The sequence below is a fragment of the Paracoccus wurundjeri genome, from assembly GCF_030678915.1.
GTDB classification, from domain to species: Bacteria; Pseudomonadota; Alphaproteobacteria; order Rhodobacterales; family Rhodobacteraceae; genus Paracoccus; species Paracoccus onubensis_A.
Map to the genome: position 1 here is coordinate 1 of NZ_JAUUTZ010000011.1, position 15644 is coordinate 15644.

14 protein-coding genes and 1 pseudogene are annotated in these 15644 nt (G+C 60.7%); 8 read left to right on the forward strand and 7 right to left on the reverse strand.

Features of this window, described 5'->3' with window-relative positions:
• The coding region (locus Q0601_RS12275; protein ID WP_305290122.1) for a transposase domain-containing protein at positions 1–227 on the forward strand (227 nt) is incomplete at its 5' end.
• A 21-nt stretch (positions 228–248) separates the two neighbouring features.
• Positions 249–1100 (forward strand): annotated as a pseudogene (locus Q0601_RS12280) (IS5 family transposase); the annotation flags it as partial.
• A 473-nt stretch (positions 1101–1573) separates the two neighbouring features.
• On the opposite strand, the gene Q0601_RS12285 reads toward Q0601_RS12280, so the two are convergent.
• Positions 1574–2500, reverse strand: a complete 927-nt coding sequence (locus Q0601_RS12285; RefSeq protein ID WP_305290123.1) for an alpha/beta hydrolase — start codon at positions 2498–2500, stop codon at positions 1574–1576.
• 68 nt (positions 2501–2568) lie between these two features.
• Positions 2569–3204, reverse strand: a complete 636-nt coding sequence (locus Q0601_RS12290; protein WP_305290124.1) for an SDR family oxidoreductase — start codon at positions 3202–3204, stop codon at positions 2569–2571.
• A gap of 139 nt (positions 3205–3343) precedes the next feature.
• Here Q0601_RS12290 and Q0601_RS12295 point away from each other — a divergent pair, with 139 nt between their 5' ends.
• Positions 3344–4273 (forward strand): LysR substrate-binding domain-containing protein, encoded by a 930-nt coding sequence (locus tag Q0601_RS12295; RefSeq protein ID WP_305290125.1) that lies wholly within the window; start codon positions 3344–3346, stop codon positions 4271–4273.
• Positions 4274–4524: 251 nt separating this feature from the next.
• Here the strand turns inward: Q0601_RS12295 and Q0601_RS12300 are convergent, their stop codons facing one another.
• Positions 4525–4923, reverse strand: a complete 399-nt coding sequence (locus tag Q0601_RS12300) for a winged helix-turn-helix transcriptional regulator (RefSeq protein ID WP_305290126.1) — start codon at positions 4921–4923, stop codon at positions 4525–4527.
• Positions 4924–5029: 106 nt separating this feature from the next.
• On the opposite strand from Q0601_RS12300, the gene Q0601_RS12305 reads away from it, so the two are divergent.
• The gene (locus Q0601_RS12305; RefSeq protein WP_305290127.1) at positions 5030–5776 is read left to right on the forward strand and encodes an SDR family oxidoreductase; all 747 of its coding nucleotides are present in this window, start codon (positions 5030–5032) and stop codon (positions 5774–5776) included.
• Here Q0601_RS12305 and Q0601_RS24695 read toward each other — a convergent pair.
• The 4 genes from Q0601_RS24695 to Q0601_RS12320 form a co-directional block, all read right to left on the reverse strand.
• Complete coding sequence (locus tag Q0601_RS24695) at positions 5766–5996, reverse strand: helix-turn-helix domain-containing protein (RefSeq protein ID WP_370656132.1); 231 nt, start codon at positions 5994–5996, stop codon at positions 5766–5768. The two genes, Q0601_RS12305 and Q0601_RS24695, sit on opposite strands and share 11 nt — an antisense overlap.
• Before the next feature lie 12 nt (positions 5997–6008).
• Complete coding sequence (locus tag Q0601_RS12310; protein WP_305290128.1) at positions 6009–6503, reverse strand: RES family NAD+ phosphorylase; 495 nt, start codon at positions 6501–6503, stop codon at positions 6009–6011.
• A gap of 6 nt (positions 6504–6509) precedes the next feature.
• The gene (locus tag Q0601_RS12315; protein ID WP_305290129.1) at positions 6510–6866 is read right to left on the reverse strand and encodes an antitoxin Xre/MbcA/ParS toxin-binding domain-containing protein; all 357 of its coding nucleotides are present in this window, start codon (positions 6864–6866) and stop codon (positions 6510–6512) included.
• A 161-nt stretch (positions 6867–7027) separates the two neighbouring features.
• Positions 7028–8212: a tyrosine-type recombinase/integrase gene (locus Q0601_RS12320; RefSeq protein WP_305290130.1), complete on the reverse strand. Its 1185-nt coding sequence runs from the start codon at positions 8210–8212 to the stop codon at positions 7028–7030.
• 626 nt (positions 8213–8838) lie between these two features.
• On the opposite strand from Q0601_RS12320, the gene Q0601_RS12325 reads away from it, so the two are divergent.
• The 4 genes from Q0601_RS12325 (at position 8839) to lpdA (ending at position 15264) form a co-directional block, all read left to right on the forward strand.
• On the forward strand, positions 8839–9306 hold the full coding sequence (locus Q0601_RS12325) for an Lrp/AsnC family transcriptional regulator (RefSeq protein WP_305290131.1): 468 nt from the start codon (positions 8839–8841) through the stop codon (positions 9304–9306).
• 293 nt (positions 9307–9599) lie between these two features.
• The gene (gene mdeB, locus Q0601_RS12330) at positions 9600–12287 is read left to right on the forward strand and encodes an alpha-ketoglutarate dehydrogenase (protein ID WP_370656130.1); all 2688 of its coding nucleotides are present in this window, start codon (positions 9600–9602) and stop codon (positions 12285–12287) included.
• Positions 12288–12302: 15 nt separating this feature from the next.
• The gene (locus tag Q0601_RS12335) at positions 12303–13574 is read left to right on the forward strand and encodes a 2-oxo acid dehydrogenase subunit E2 (protein WP_305290132.1); all 1272 of its coding nucleotides are present in this window, start codon (positions 12303–12305) and stop codon (positions 13572–13574) included.
• 10 nt (positions 13575–13584) lie between these two features.
• Positions 13585–15264 carry a dihydrolipoyl dehydrogenase gene (lpdA, locus tag Q0601_RS12340; protein WP_305290133.1) on the forward strand — a complete coding sequence of 560 codons (1680 nt, stop codon included), beginning with the start codon at positions 13585–13587 and terminating at the stop codon, positions 15262–15264.
• Positions 15265–15644: the final 380 nt, after the last annotated feature.

Below are 15644 nucleotides of genomic sequence, written 5' to 3' on the forward strand. Positions count from 1 at the left end.
GGCCGATTGCCCTGACAAGAAAGAATGCACTCTTCGCCGGGAATGAAGTCGGCGCCGAAAACTGGGCTATGCTCGCCTCGCTGGTCGCTACCTGCAAGATGTCCGACGTGATCCCGGTCGACTATCTCGCCACCACCCTGCGCGCCATCCTCGACGGTCACCCGCAAAGCCGTATCGAAGACCTCATGCCATGGCGCTTCAACCAGCCGTCAAGCCTCGCAGCATAGGGCCGCAACGTCGCGCTTACGCTGATCTGGCTCGACAAGGACATGGTTTGGCTGGCGCCCAAGGCGGGGCGAACTGGCCGCCCGCCGGTGTTCTCCGATGCCTCGATCCAGTTTTGCCTGATGGTGAAGGTCCTGTTTGGTCTGCCGCTCCGGCAAACGGCCGGGATGGTGTCCAGCATCCTGGAGATGGCCGGGCTGGATTGGCCGGTCCCCGACTTCTCCACCCTGAGCCGCAGGCAAAAGAACATCGCCGTTGAGATCTCGCGCCGCCGGGCGCCAGGGCCGCTGAACCTGCTGGTGGACAGCACCGGCATCAAGTTCCTGGGTGACGGAGAATGGTTGGCGCGCAAGCACGGCACGCATCGCAGACGCCAATACCGCAAGGTCCATCTGGCGATGGACACGGGTTCGGGCGACATCGTGGCCGTGGAATTCACCTCAAGCCGCGAGGGCGACAGCCCTGTCCTGCCAGACCTCCTGGACCAGATCCCGCCGGATCGGGAGATCGGCACCGTGACCGGCGATGGGGCCTTCGACACCCGCCGCTGCCATGCCGCGATCCTCGCGCGGGGCGGCACCGCGATCATTCCCATCCGCAAGAACGGGCGCTTCTGGAAAGAGGACTGCCCTGCTGCGAGGGCCCGAAATGACATTCTGCGCGCTACCCGGCACCTTGGGCGCGCGATCTGGAAGAACTGGTCCGGCTATCATGTCCGAAGTCGCATCGAGGCGAAGATGCGCGGTCTCAAGTCCTTCGGAGAGAGGATCGCCTCACGAGACCCCGACCGCCAGACCGCCGAAATCCACATCCGCATCGCCCTCATGAACCGATTCAACGCTCTCGGCCAGGCCGAGATCGAGCGCCTGACTTGAACCCTACCGGGAAAGGGGAAACCGCGCTCTAATCTCGAATTCTGCAACAATGCCCTCGCGTTCATCGAACATATCGAGGCCGATCGAGCAGATGTCAGCAGCGGCCCTGACGAAGAGATCCCATTCTAGAGCGTACGAATGTCTGTACTCTTAGGGGAGAACGCTTTCTACCCACTTTTCTGATTGCCTTTGGAGGCACACTGGAGATCGAGCATGTGCAACGAAAGCCTGGTCTGGCTAGCCGCACTGCAGCACAATGGTCGCGCGATGAACGACGGCTCAGGGCCGCGCGCGCCTGATTGCACGTCGGACTGGGAGTTGGGCACTCTGCGGCGCTGCAAGTCGGCTCCGAGCCCATGTTACCGATTGCAGTGCCGCCTACGAGAGATTGCAACTTGGATTGAGCCCGGTGTTCGGCAAAGATTCCGAAACGAAAATGGCCGCCAACTTGAGTGGCGGCCATTTTGCTATGCTCAGAGATTTTCCTTGTAGAACGGAACCAGCTTGCCCAGCGCCAGCTTGACCGGCTCGGGCTTGTCGTAGAGGTCGTAGTGTGACCAGCCTTCGACGACGACCAGTTCCTTCTTCTTTGAAGCAGCACGCTCGATGATCTCGCAGCCGTCACGATAGGCGCCGAAGGCTCCAACTTTGTCGCCGACCACGACGCAGAGTGGCTGCGTTAGCAGTACCTCGGCAAGATGGAAGGCGTCCCAACCGACCGCCGCCGCCTGATGCGAAGGCACGGAGCGGTTTAGCCCGTTCGGCTTCTGGCCGCGCGGCGTGCGGTAGTATTCGGTTGCCTCGAAGGGGTCGCGGTCGGTGACGCCGAGGCGCTTGGCCTCTTCTGGCGACGGCGGCAGCAGGTCATCGACCTTGACGGGCTCGCCGCGGGCTTCCGCCGTGCGCTGCTTCGCCATTGCTTCGAGCGCCGCGATCGGGTTGAGCGCGGTGAAGTTGCCGCGCATCAGGCGACCGTAGTTCGCGCCGGTGACGGTGCCGACCGCCTTGATGCGGCGTTCCGTCATCGCTGCGTTGATCGCGTAACCGCCGCCGCCACAGATGCCGAGCACGCCGATGCGGTCTTCATCAACGTAAGGGAGCGTCACCAGATAGTCGGCGACACGGCGAAAATCCTCGACCGCCTGTGTCGGATCTTCGACGGAGCGCGGCTCGCCGCCGCTGGCGCCCTGGAAGCTACGGTCGAAGGCGATGACGACGAAGCCTTCCTTGGCCAGCGCCTCGCCATAGACGTTGCCCGAGGTCTGGTCCTTGCAGCTTCCGATCGGATGGGCGCTGATGATGGCCGGATATTTCTTCGACTTGTCGAAATTCGGCGGGAAATGGATATCGGCGGCGATATCCCAATACATGTCGCGATTGCGGATCTTCACGGTTTCCATAATGCGGTCTCCTTGGTTTCGGGATTTTGAGGGGCATTCTCACCGGCCCGCGAACGGGCCAGCTTCACTCACATGAAAGCAGGTTTGTCGCCGTCGCTACCGGGCTTGTTGATGCCGATGTTGCGTTTGCCGAGCGCGCCCGGCGCTTCGATCAGTTCGACAACCACGGCTGCCACGCTCTTGCGCGCGATTTCCGTGCCCTTGAAGGGCTCGTCACGCTCGGTGGTCTCGTAGTCGACTTCATCCGCGTCGGTCAGCCAGGCCGGACGCAGCACGGCATAGTCCAGGGCCGATGCCTCGATGAGGTCAGCCGCCTTGCGATACGGCGGAAAATATTCGCCGATCTCGCGGTTGTTCCATTCGCCGAACTTGCCGGGCACTTCGTCATAGATGCCGAGCGTGGTGCAGAAGATCAGCTTGCGGACGCCGGTTGCCTGCATCGCGGTGATGATAGCTTCTGCCTGTGCATCGACATCGCCGGCGAGATTAGCATAGACGATGTCCTGACCGGCCAAGGCGTCCTTCAGCTTGGCGGCATCGTGAACATCGCCTTCGATGACGCGGGCATTGGCGGGAACATCGCGGCCCAGCTTCTTCGCATCGCGCAGGAACAGGGTCATGTCGGCATCGCCGCGACCCGCCAGCATGTCGACCACATGCCGGGCGATCTGGCCGCTCGCGCCGAGGATCAGGGTTTTGGTCATCGATCTATCCTTCACTTACTGCCGCGCGGGGCGGACAGATTGTCGCTTATCATCTGGGCTAATAAATAGACCGTTGGACTGGAATGAGAATACGGGCATATCTACATGCAATATGTAGCCTGACTTAATGATGTAGCTCATGGACCGAAACCTTCTACCCGCCATCGCAGCCTTCGCGGAAGTTGCCCACGAGGGCAATTTCACGCGTGCAGCGGCGAAACTCGGCATTACCGCCTCGGGCCTTTCCCAGACGATCAAGGCTTTGGAGGACAAGCTCGGCATCCGCCTGCTGAACAGATCGACGCGCTCCGTCTCGGCCACCGAGGAAGGCCGGGTGCTGCTAGCGCAGATCGATCCGAGTCTTGCCGCCATCGAGCATGCCATCAGCGCGCTCCAGGACACGCGGAACCGGCCCACGGGCGAGGTGCGCATCAACAGCTCGCGCATCGCGGCGGGCTATCTCCTGCTACCGCATCTAGCCGAGTTCCATCGCCGCTATCCCGAGATCCGGCTGGAGATCGTGATCGAGGACGAGTTCGGCGATATCATCCGCGAAGGTTGCGACGCTGGTGTGAGATTACGCGAAGATGTCGGAGATAGCATGATCGCTGTGCCGCTCTGCCTGCCGATCTCGCTCGCCGTAATCGGCTCGCCGGCCTATTTTGCGACCAATCCAGCACCCGAGAAACCGTCCGATCTTGATGGCCATAACTGCCTGGGGCTTCGCCTCGGCATGGGCCACACCATCGCGGGGTGGGAGCTGACCAACCCGGAAGACGGCCAAAGCGCTATCTTCCACCCGCAGGGATCATTCGTCGTCAACAATGACGGCATGGTGCTGGACGCCGCGCTGCAGGGTGTCGGTCTGGCCATGCACATGGATTTCGCCGTGCACCGGCATGTCGAGTCGGGCGCGCTGATCCGGGTTCTGGAAGACTGGTGCCCGCCTTTCGACGGGTTCAATCTCTACCTTCCGACGCACGATCAGATGGCGCCGAAGCTGCGGGCTGTCGTTGATTTCCTGACAGAGAAGCGACGTTCAGCAGCTTCGGCGGCTTCTGATCTTTAATTTGCGCCGGATAGCGAGGTGTTCCATCGAAAGGCAAATTTGTCCGCATTTTACCAGTTTGATTGGTTGATTTCGCTGCGATCGGCATGAATGACCGGTTCAGTGAAGTCGCACCGCGACATCGCACAGGACACTGAACGGCATGAACGGGCCGGTCACATCAACTAATTGCCTGTGAGTGCGCTGAGCAGGGCTACCTCTTTGGTGGCGTTTCATGGCTTCACGCCTTTACCATCAATCCTTGTCGCCATTCATGCTTCACGCGCCGCATAATCCGCCCGCGCATCCATGATCCTCTCCCGGTTCGCCTCGGCCCATTTCCAGACGCCGCAGAACGCCTCGCTCAATCCCAGCCCGAGATCCGTGAGCGCGTAGACGACCTTGGGTGGTATGACCGGATAGACGGTGCGCGTGACCAGACCGTCACGCTCCATCGCGCGCAGGGTCTGGGTCAGCATCTTCTGGCTGATGCCCTCGCAGGCCCGGCCAAGCTCACCGAAGCGGCAATCGCCGCGTTCAGTCAGGATCTCGATCAGCAGCATAGTCCATTTGTCGGCCACCCGGCCGATGATCCCGGTCACGAGACGATCGAGTTCCGGATCGGTTTCCGGGATGCCCATCAGCCTGTCTTGCAGGGATTTATCTGTCATTTCAGGATGCTCTCTTTTGGGTAAGTATAAATTTTCTGGGTGCCTACTTTCAATGTGATGGCGTCGGGATCATGTTTCGGCCATCCTGGAAGAAATGGAAAGACCCATGCAATTCACCAATCGCAAGATCCTTATCACCGGCGGCAATTCGGGTATCGGGCAGGCTCTGGCCGAGGCTTTGCAAGCCAGGGGTAACCGGATCGTAATCACTGGACGCAAGCAGGCATCTCTGCGGCAAATGCTGGACCGCAACCCGGACATGGCCGGATATATGCTGGACGTCACCGATGAGGCCGCACTGGCCGCCTTTCCCGCAGGTCTGCTGGCCGATCATCCCGATCTCGATGCGGCGATCCTGAATGCCGGCATCATGGAGGCCGAGGACTACACCGCCGATCCCGTGTCTCTCGACGTGGCCGAACGGACCATCGCCACCAACCTGACGGCCCCGATCCGTCTGGCCGCCGCATTGCTGCCGCATCTGCAGAGCCGTCCAGCCGCTGCTCTGGTCACTGTGTCCTCGGGTCTGGCCTTTGTCCCCAAGGCGGGGAACCCGGTCTATTCGGCCAGCAAGGCCGCGATCCATTCCTGGACGCAGTCGCTGCGTCACCAGCTGCGCGAGACCTCTGTTGCCATTCATGAAATCGTCCCGCCGCTCGTGGCGACCGAGCTGACCCCCGGTCAGTCCCGGCAGGCAATGGCGCTGCCGCTCGATGCGTTCATCGGCGAGGTGATGGGTATCCTGTCGCAGGATATCGTCCCCGATGAGATCCTTGTCGAGCGCGTCGCCTTTCTGCGCAACGCCGAGGCGGAGGGGCGGTTCGACGCGGTCTTCACGGCCCTCAACGGCTGAGGCGGCGTGAACATCGGTCATCTGCCGGATTCCGGGCAATCTTCTCATGCGCCTTGAGGCTGCCACTGCCCGGTGACACGAACGGTTCGTCCGGGTGCAGGACCCGGTAGGCGTTGGGGGTCATTCCGGTGCAGGCACGAAAGGCGCGGGTGAAATGGGCCGGGTCGGCATTGCCGAGATGGTCGACAATTATGGCGATGGAGAGCCTGCTCTCGGCCAGGGGAACATCCGTTCAGCCGAGACGCCCCTCGTCGTCAATCAGGGCCAATTGAGCCGGTGGAGCATTGTCCCATTTCCAGAGAACGATATTCAGGTCGGCCTCGGTTGCTCCCTTGGCGAAGCTCTGGACCCGCATGCCGACAAATCCGTCCGTGATCAGCCGGTCGGATAATGTCTGCGTCGGTGCCTTGCCGTCTTCGCGCATCCTGATCCGCCAATCATCCGCCGACAGTTCTGCGCGGGTGATTTCGTATTCCTGCAACGCCTTCGTGTCCGTCGCGTCGAACAGGGGCTCCAGATCGGCCTGGTAGGCGACAAGCGTCGTGGGTTGCAAGCTGCCGATCTGGTTCGCCTCGCGGATCGCGGTCATGATCGACTGACTGGTGTAGAGCGCAGGCGTACCTTTCGGGTTGAAACGCCCGCCATATCGCCGGGCGCCTTCGCCCGATAGCGACTCGCGCGCCCAGACCGGATTGAGCGCGCGATAGAGAAGACCCTGATAGCGCATGGCGGCTCAGGCATGCATGCCGGCATCGACCGCGTCGATATAATCCATGACCTCACTCGCCCGCCCCTCGCGCACCAGCTGCATGGCCGTTTGCCCGTCGAACCCGGCAAGGGGCTCGGACCGGTACCAGGCATAGGCGATCAATGTCGAGCCGAACCGGGGCTCGACCCGGTTCAGGATCTCGACCATCTCGCGCAGGCGTTTCTGTGTCTTGGGGCTGGCCACGCGGTCGGGGCGCATCACCGCATCGCGGCCGAGGCCCACGGTGCGGGCCACCTCGTCACGGGTGGTGCGCAAAACCGCGGCGATGCGCCCGGGGGCGAACTGTCCACCTTCAGCAAATGCCTCAATATGCATGGTCATCTCCATTCTTTCTGTCATTATATGCTGTCAGAATGAGTGGCAATCAAGGGGTTTCCTTCAAGTCACAGCGGTTTTCCTGATCCGGCGAAACAGGTATCCACCCGGACAAATCCGCTCCGGTACTCGCGCCTTGCAAAACGCGAGCGCGGTTTTGCGAGAACTCAGGTCGCGGTGTTTGCCTCATCGGCACGTTCCCTGACAGAGCCCGAAAGTGCCAACGCCACAGCCTCGGAAACCTCGTCTGCCGCCGATCGAATTGGATCAGTTTTCAGATGGGCGTAGCGGGCGGTGGTCTGGACCTGGGTATGCCCCAGCAGGCGTCCGATCATGGTCAGGTCCTGCCCGAGCTGCAGCGCATCTGATGCGAAGCTATGGCGCAGGTCATGGATGCGCAGATCATCCAACCCGGCGCGTTTCCGCAGACGGCGCCAGGGTTTTTGCATGTCGGTGAGATGCTGGCCCTCGATGCGGCCGGTGATGACATAGGGGTTCCCTTCAACCTTGAGTATGTTCTTGAGCACCTCGATCGCGGCCTTGCCGATCGGAACCAGCTTGGCACCGGTCTTGGAGTCCGGAAGTCGGAGAACGCCCACGGTATAGTCGACATAATCCCATTTCAGGGTCTGGATTTCGCTGAGCCGGCAGCCGGTCAGCAGCAACAGGCGGATGCAGTTGACGGCCTCGGGTTCGTCCCTGGCCTCGTCCAGTACCTTGCCGAGGCGGGCAAGCTCGTCAGGGATAAGGTAGCGTTCGCGTTTCTCTTCCCTGTAGCGCTTCACCTTCCAACATGGGTTCATTCCATCGGTGCGGATGCCCCAGGAATGCGCGACGGTGAACATCACAGACAGGATTGCGACGGTTCGGTTCGCTTGATAGGGCGTCTGCTTCATTGACTGGTGCAGCCTAACGACATCGGTGCGAGAGATGTCGGTGATCCGGTGACTGCCAAACTTCGGATTGATGTACAGGTCAAAGGCGCGTTGATATTCGCGATGAGTCTTTGCCTTACAATGGAGCGCGACGTGATCGGAGAGAAAGCGCGTGCCGAATTCCTTTACCGTCGGAGATGCCTTCCGGCGGTCGCGCTCACCCGCGGGATCGGCACCGAGACGGACGCCGGAGAGATGCTTCATGGCTTCCGTTCGCGCCAGGTCGGGGGTGACGGCGCCGTGCAGGCCGATATTGATCCGGCGAAGCCGGCCGCCGGTCCGGAACTGTGCCAGATACATCTTGCGCCCCGATGGATAAACGCGAAGGCCGAAGCCCTTCAGTTCCTCGTCCCAGATGAAGAATTCCTTGTTGGTCGGTGTTGCGGCATCGACGATACGCTTGGTGATCCTGGCCATGGCTTTCCCTCGATAATCGGAATTTCCGGAATCAAATCGGAATCAATTGAACGGAAACCCCTGTGTTCTCGTGGCGAAGGTTAGGGTAGGGGTGGCATATAAATAAATCAACATTAACAAATTATTATGCGGTAATCGGCGGTAATCTAGGGGTTTCGGACAATGTGGCGGAAATGGCCGGAGACAAATTTGTAATCAGAAGGTCGCGGGTTCGATTCCTGCAACCGGCACCAAAATATCGCATAAATCATTAATTTTATTGAAGAAAGAATTTGGCATTGGGCCGCGCCCATGAATGCTGAAACCGTTCGGCGCGCCCTTCAATTCTGTGAAAGAAAAAACCGTGCCGGATTCGGCGCTTTGCCCCGAAAGGGGTAGGGCTGGGCCGTGGCGGGGTTTTCCGGGCTATGCGAACCTGGCATTCGCCGGCTGATCTCGGATGCGCCTTGGCTGATGAAGTGATGCGAAGCTGGCTATGTCGAGCAGTTTCGGACATCGCTCTGATCTTGCTGTGCTAAGGATGCTTTGATTTTATGCGGGATCAGCAAAAATATCTTGCAGATAATGACGGAAAAATCCGATATATCGGCAGAACATACGAGATATTTGAAAGATAGGAGCTTGTTATGCTGCGTCGTGCGCTTGACGCCACGGATCGTCGTATCCTCAATCAATTGCAGAAAGACAGCAAGCTGACCAATGTCGAGTTGGCCGCGCGGGTCGGGTTGTCGCCCTCGCCTTGCCTCAGCCGGGTGAAGCAGCTGGAAAAGGATGGGTTCATTCGGGGTTATGTCGCTTTGCTTGACCCCGGGGCCTTGGACCTGTCGATCAGCGTGTTCATTCAGGTTACCTTGGAAAAGCAGGTGGAACGCGCGTTGCAAACCTTCGAGCAGAAGATGAATTCCTTCCCCGAAGTGATGGAATGTTATCTGATGACCGGCGACAGCGACTATCTGGTGCGCCTGATCGTGACCGATATTCAGGCGCTGGAGCGGTTTATCGTCAAGGAACTGACAACCATTCCGGGGGTCTCCAACATCCGCTCCAGCTTTGCCCTGAAGCAAGTGAAGTACAAGACGGCACTGCCGGTCTAGGCCATTCGTCCGATTGGTGCCGTGAAACCCGCGGCGAAGGCGGTGATAAATGCGCATATGCTTTCGTCAGCGACGCATGCCGCGAATATCGGCGGGATCGGGTGAATTCCGCCAGATGACGAAATTGCAAACAATATGACTGTAATATTTGATTTATAAAAGCATCTTCTGCTGCAAAAATTTCATTTTCCAGTATTTATTGCCTAACTTTCTGGCATTCCCCAGCGGCTTTGGCAGCATATTCGGTGAGCATCATCCTAGAGTCTGCGCCAAACTATGTTGGGACAATCATCATGACGCAATTGCAGCCTCGCGGGATGGAGATCGCCGATCCCGATCCGGTCGAAACGCAGGAATGGATCGATGCTCTGGCCTCGGTGGCGGCCAATTCCGGCAGCATGCGGGCGCAATTCCTGTTGCGGCAGCTCGAGGATGTGGCTCGCCGTAATGGGGTATTTCTGAACGGTCAGCCTTATTCCGCCTATCGCAATACGATTCCGGTTGCGCAGCAGGGCAGCTATCCCGGCGATCTGGAGATGGAGGAGCGCATTACCTCGATTATCCGCTGGAATGCGCTGGCCATGGTCGTGCGCGCGAATCGTGCCTATGGTGAACTGGGTGGCCATATTGCCAGCTTTGCCAGTGCGGCCGAGATTTTCGAGACCGGGTTCAATCACTTCTTCCGCGCCCGAACCGATGAATTCGGCGGAGATCTGGTCTATTTCCAACCTCATTCGGCCCCCGGCGTTTATGCCCGTGCCTTTCTGGAAGGTCGCCTCAGCGAGGCGCAACTGGCCAATTACCGGCAGGAGGTCGGGGGGAACGGGCTGTGTTCCTATCCGCATCCCTGGCTGATGCCGGATTTCTGGCAATTCCCGACCGGCTCGATGGGAATCGGGCCCATCAGTGCGGTCTATCAGGCGCGCTACATGCGTTATCTGGAAGGGCGCGGGCTGGCCAGCACGGCGGGGCGTCACGTCTGGGGTGTATTCGGCGATGGCGAAATGGACGAGCCGGAATCCATTGCCGGGCTGACATTGGCGGCGCGTGAAAATCTTGACAACCTGACCTTCATCATCAACTGCAACCTGCAGCGGCTGGATGGTCCCGTGCGTGGGAATGGCCAGATCATCCAGGAACTGGAAAGCCTGTTCATCGGCGCCGGCTGGAACGTCATCAAGGTGCTGTGGGGTTCGGAATGGGATGGTCTGTTCGCCCGCGACAAGGAACTGGTGCTGTTGCGCCGCTTTGCCGAAACCGTGGACGGGCAGTATCAGGATCTGGGCAGCAAGGACGGCGATTATAACCGCGCGAAATTCTTCGACACCGATCCCGCCACCCGCGATCTGGTCGCCCATATGACCGATGCCGAGATTCATGCCCTGAAACGCGGCGGTCACGATTTCCGCAAGCTGCATGCCGCCTTTGCCGCTGCCAAAGCCCACAAGGGCCGGCCGACCGTGATTCTGGCCAAGACCAAGAAGGGCTATGGCATGGGCAATGCCGGCGAAAGCCGCATGACCGCGCATCAGTCCAAGAAGCTGGATATGGAGGCGCTGGTCGCCTTCCGGGACCGATTCCGCCTGCCTTTATCCGAGGCAGATCTGGAAGGGCTGAAATTCTACAGGCCCGCCGAGGACAGTCCCGAGATGGTCTATCTGCGCGCGCGCCGCGCGGCTTTTGGAGGGGCGCTGCCCACGCGCCTGACCGGCAGGGCAGAGCGCGACCGCATTTCCGTTCCGGCACTGGACAGCTACGGCAAATTTGCGCTGGCCGCCGAGGGCAAGGAGATGTCGACCACCATGGCCGCCGTGCGGATGATGGGCGGGTTGCTGAAGGACAAGAGCTTCGGTCCGCGCGTCGTTCCCATTGTCGCCGATGAGGCGCGCACATTCGGAATGGATAACCTGTTCCGGCAGGTCGGTATCTATGCGCCCAAGGGCCAGCTTTACGAACCCGAAGATGCCGGTTCGATGATGTTCTACAAGGAAGCCAAGGACGGCCAGTTGCTGGAAGAGGGGATCACCGAGGCGGGGGCGATCTCCAGCTGGGCCGCCGCCGCCACCTCTTACAGCGTGCATGATACGCCGGTGCTGCCGATTTACATCTATTACTCGATGTTTGGCTTCCAGCGGATCGGCGATCTGATCTGGGCCGCCGCCGATCAGCGGGCACGTGGCTTCCTGCTGGGCGCAACCGCGGGGCGCACGACTCTGTCGGGCGAAGGCTTGCAGCATCAGGACGGCACCAGCCATCTGATCGCTTCGACCATCCCGAACTGCCGCGCCTATGATCCTGCCTTCGCGGGCGAGTTGGCGGTGATCATCGATCACGGCATGCGGCGGATGATGCAGGATCAGGCGGACGAGTTCTATTACATCACCGTGATGAACGAGAATTACGCCCAGCCCTCGCTGCAACCGGGAACGCAGGCGGATATCGTCAAGGGGCTCTACAAGCTGGACAGCCGGGGGGACTCGGGATCAGGGACCCGGGTCCGGCTGCTGGGGTCGGGGACAATCCTGCAACAGGTGATCTTTGCCGCTGATCTGTTGGCGGATCGCTTCGGCATCGCCAGCGATATCTACAGCGCCACCAGCTTCACCGAACTGGCCCGCGACGCGCGCGAAATCGAGCGTCGCAACCGGTTATCTGCCGCCGAAATGCCGGAAACCGGCCATGCCGCAAGGTTGCTGGCCGGGACGATGCCGGTCATTGCCGCCACCGATTATGTCCGCGCCTTGCCGCAAATGATTGCGCCTTATCTGGACGCGCGGCTCATAGCCCTTGGCACCGACGGGTTCGGACGCAGCGATACCCGCACAGCCCTGCGCGCCTTCTTCGAGGTGGACGCGCAAAGTATCGCGCTGGCGGCGATCGAGGCGCTGGTCCGCGAGGGGCATGCCGAACGGAAACTGCTGCTGGGTGCGATTGCGGAACTGGGTGTCGACCCCGACGCGCCCGCCCCCTGGACTATCTGAAGGAGCCGGATCGAGATGAGCAAATTTGTGAAGATCGCGGTCCCGGACCTGGGCGATTTCAGCGATGTCCCGATTGTCGAAATTCCGATATCGGTCGGCGATGTGATCGGCGCGGGCGATACGATCGTGGTGGTCGAATCCGACAAGGCGACGCTGGATGTTCCGACCGAGGTGGCGGGCCGTATCACGGCGCTGCATGTCGGCATGGGAGACAAGGTCAGCAAAGGTTCTCTGCTGGCTGAAATCGAGCCCGAGGAGATAGCAGAGGATGTCCCTGACGCCAGGCACGACCGCGCCGCGCCCGTGGGGGCAGCCGAACCCGCGCCACCTGCCGCAAGGGCGACACCGCCGGCTGCCTCACCGCCTGCGGTCCGGGCCCCGGCGGACGGGCTGCCGCCCCATGCCTCGCCCTCGATCCGCAAATTCGCCCGCGAGTTGGGGGTCGATCTGGCGCAAGTCACCGGCAGCGGACCCAAGGGCCGGATCACCCGCGAGGACGTGCAGGGTTTCGTCAAGGTCGCGTTGCAGACGCCCGCGGCCGCGTCTGGCCCGGGCATCGGGCTGGGCCTGCCCGACTGGCCGCGCGTCGATTTCGCCAAATTCGGCGAGGTGGAACGTAAGCCGCTGTCCCGGATCGTGCGCATCTCGGGTCCTGCACTGGCGCGCAATGCCATCATTATTCCGCATGTCACGAATTTTGACGAAGCTGATGTGACCGAGCTTGAAGCGTTCCGCAAGCAAGCCAATGCCGACAAGGATGCGGCCAGGCTGTCGATCCTGTCTTTTGTGGTCAAGGCTGTTGTTGCTGCACTGAAGGCCTACCCGGCATTCAATTCTTCGCTTGATGGTGACGAAATGGTGCTGAAGAAATACTGGAATATCGGGGTTGCGGCTGACACGCCGGAGGGGCTGGTCGTGCCGGTGGTCAAGAATGCCGACCGCAAGGGTCTGCGAGAAATCGCCGCCGAGATGACCGAACTGGCTGCCGATGCCCGCGCCGGGCGGCTGAAGCCTGCCGACATGCAGGGAGCCACCTTTACCATTTCATCGCTTGGCGGGGTCGGGGGCACGAATTTCACGCCCATCATCAACGCGCCCGAGGTTGCGATCCTTGGCATGACCCGATCCGCGATCAAGGCGGTATGGGACGGGCAGGGCTTTCAGCCGCGCCTGATCCAGCCCCTGTCCCTTTCCTGGGACCATCGTGCCGTGGACGGCGTTGCGGCGGCGTATTTCCTTGGTTTCGTCAGGGACGTGCTGACCGATTTCCGCCGTATCAGCCTGTAAGCCGCGCCCGATGATCAAGGAAATCCACATTCCCGATATCGGCGATTTCAAGGATGTCGCTATCGTTGAAATCAACGTGCGGCCCGGCGACCGTATCGCCACTGACGACACCATCATGATGCTGGAAAGCGACAAGGCGACGATGGACATTCCCGCTCCGTATACGGGGACAGTGATCGAATTGCTGGTGGCCGCAGGTGATCGCGTCGGTGCCGGGACGTTGATCATGCGGGTGGAGGCTGAAACCGATGTGGAAGCGGGTGCGACGGTCCAGACCACAGACTCAAACTTGCCATCTTCCCCGCAGGACCACACCGAACTGCTGATCATCGGTGCGGGGCCGGGCGGCTATACGGCGGCTTTCCGCGCCGCCGATCTGGGGCGAAAAGTGACGCTGATCGACGCGCGCCCGACCCTTGGCGGGGTTTGCCTGAATGTTGGCTGCATCCCGTCAAAGGCGCTTCTGCATATAGCCAGGCTGATTGACGATGCCGCCCAAGGTGCCGCGCATGGCGTCCGTTTCGGTGCGCCACAGATCGATCTTGATGCGATACGGGGCTGGAAAGAGCAGATCGTCGGCAAGCTGACCGGTGGTCTTGCGGGGCTGGCGCGGCGACGCAGGATCACCACCGTGCAGGGCATGGCCCGCTTCACCGGCTCTCATGAGGTCGAGGTGAAGACGCCGGACGGTTCGCGCCAGATCCGCTTTGATCAGGCGATCATCGCGGCAGGTTCCAGCCCGGTCCGGCTGCCCTTCCTGCCCGACGATCCGCGGATTATCGATAGCACCGGCGCGCTTGAGCTTTCACAGGTTCCGCAGCGGCTGCTGATCCTGGGCGGCGGCATCATCGGGCTGGAAATGGCGCAGGTCTATCATGCATTGGGATCGCGTATCACCATCGCCGAACGGCTGGATCAGATCATTCCCGGTGCCGACAAGGATATCGTCAAGCCGCTGATGTCGCGCATCGAGGATCGCTATGACGCCGTGCATCTGGAAACCAGTGTGAGCGCCGTGGAAGCCGGCGAGACGCTGACCGTCAGTTTCGAGGGCAAGTCAGGCAACTGGCAGGCCGGATACGACGCCATTCTGGTTGCGGTGGGACGTCGGCCGAACGGCGCCTCGCTGGAGGCGGAGGCTGCGGGGCTGACCGTCTCCGATCAGGGCTTCATCCCTGTTGATGAGCAGATGCGCAGCAGCCAGCCGCATATCTTCGCCATCGGGGATGTGGTGGGCCAGCCGATGCTGGCGCATAAGGCCACGCATGAGGCCAAGGTCGCCGCCGAAACCGCCTGTGGACATAAGGCGGGTTTCGCTCCTATGGCGATCCCTTCCGTTGCCTATACCGATCCCGAAATCGCATGGGCCGGTCTGACCGAGGTACAGGCCAGGGCTCAGGGCCGCAAGCTGAGGGTCGAGCGTTTCCCATGGGCCGCATCGGGCCGCGCCCTGTCGATGGGGCGGGCCGACGGGCTGACCAAGTTGCTGTTCGATCCGGACAGCGGCAGAATCCTTGGCGCGGCCATCACCGGCCCGAATGCGGGCGAATTGCTTGCCGAGGCGGTGCTGGCCATCGAAACGGCTGCCGATGCCACAGATCTGGCCCTGACTATCCATCCGCATCCGACTCTGTCGGAAACGCTTGGTTTCACCGCCGAAGCATTTGAGGGGACCCTGACCGAACTTTAACATGCCGAAGGCTCAGGCGGCCTCACGGATAAGAAGTCGCTATATATTCCACAGAAAACTCCGCGAGTTCACCGGTCATGAAGAATATACGCTGAAGCCGGATCGGGCACTAAGCTGCAATGCCATCCGCGGGCCCCGGAATCCATTTCTTCAAAGATCCGAAGCCTCTGCATTTTTACCTCTTTCAGCCGTGACAAAGTTCCGGGAATTCCTGTGGCAAGGCCGGTCCTTGCGAACGGGAATCCGGGTATAGGTCCAAGCCAATTCGCGGATGTTGCCTTGGCTTTCGGGCGTGATCTGATCAAGAGAAGTTTCGGGGGCCGGATCAAACACAAACGGGATTCAGCCGCTGCTGGATGAAAGATCCGGGGCAGCTATTC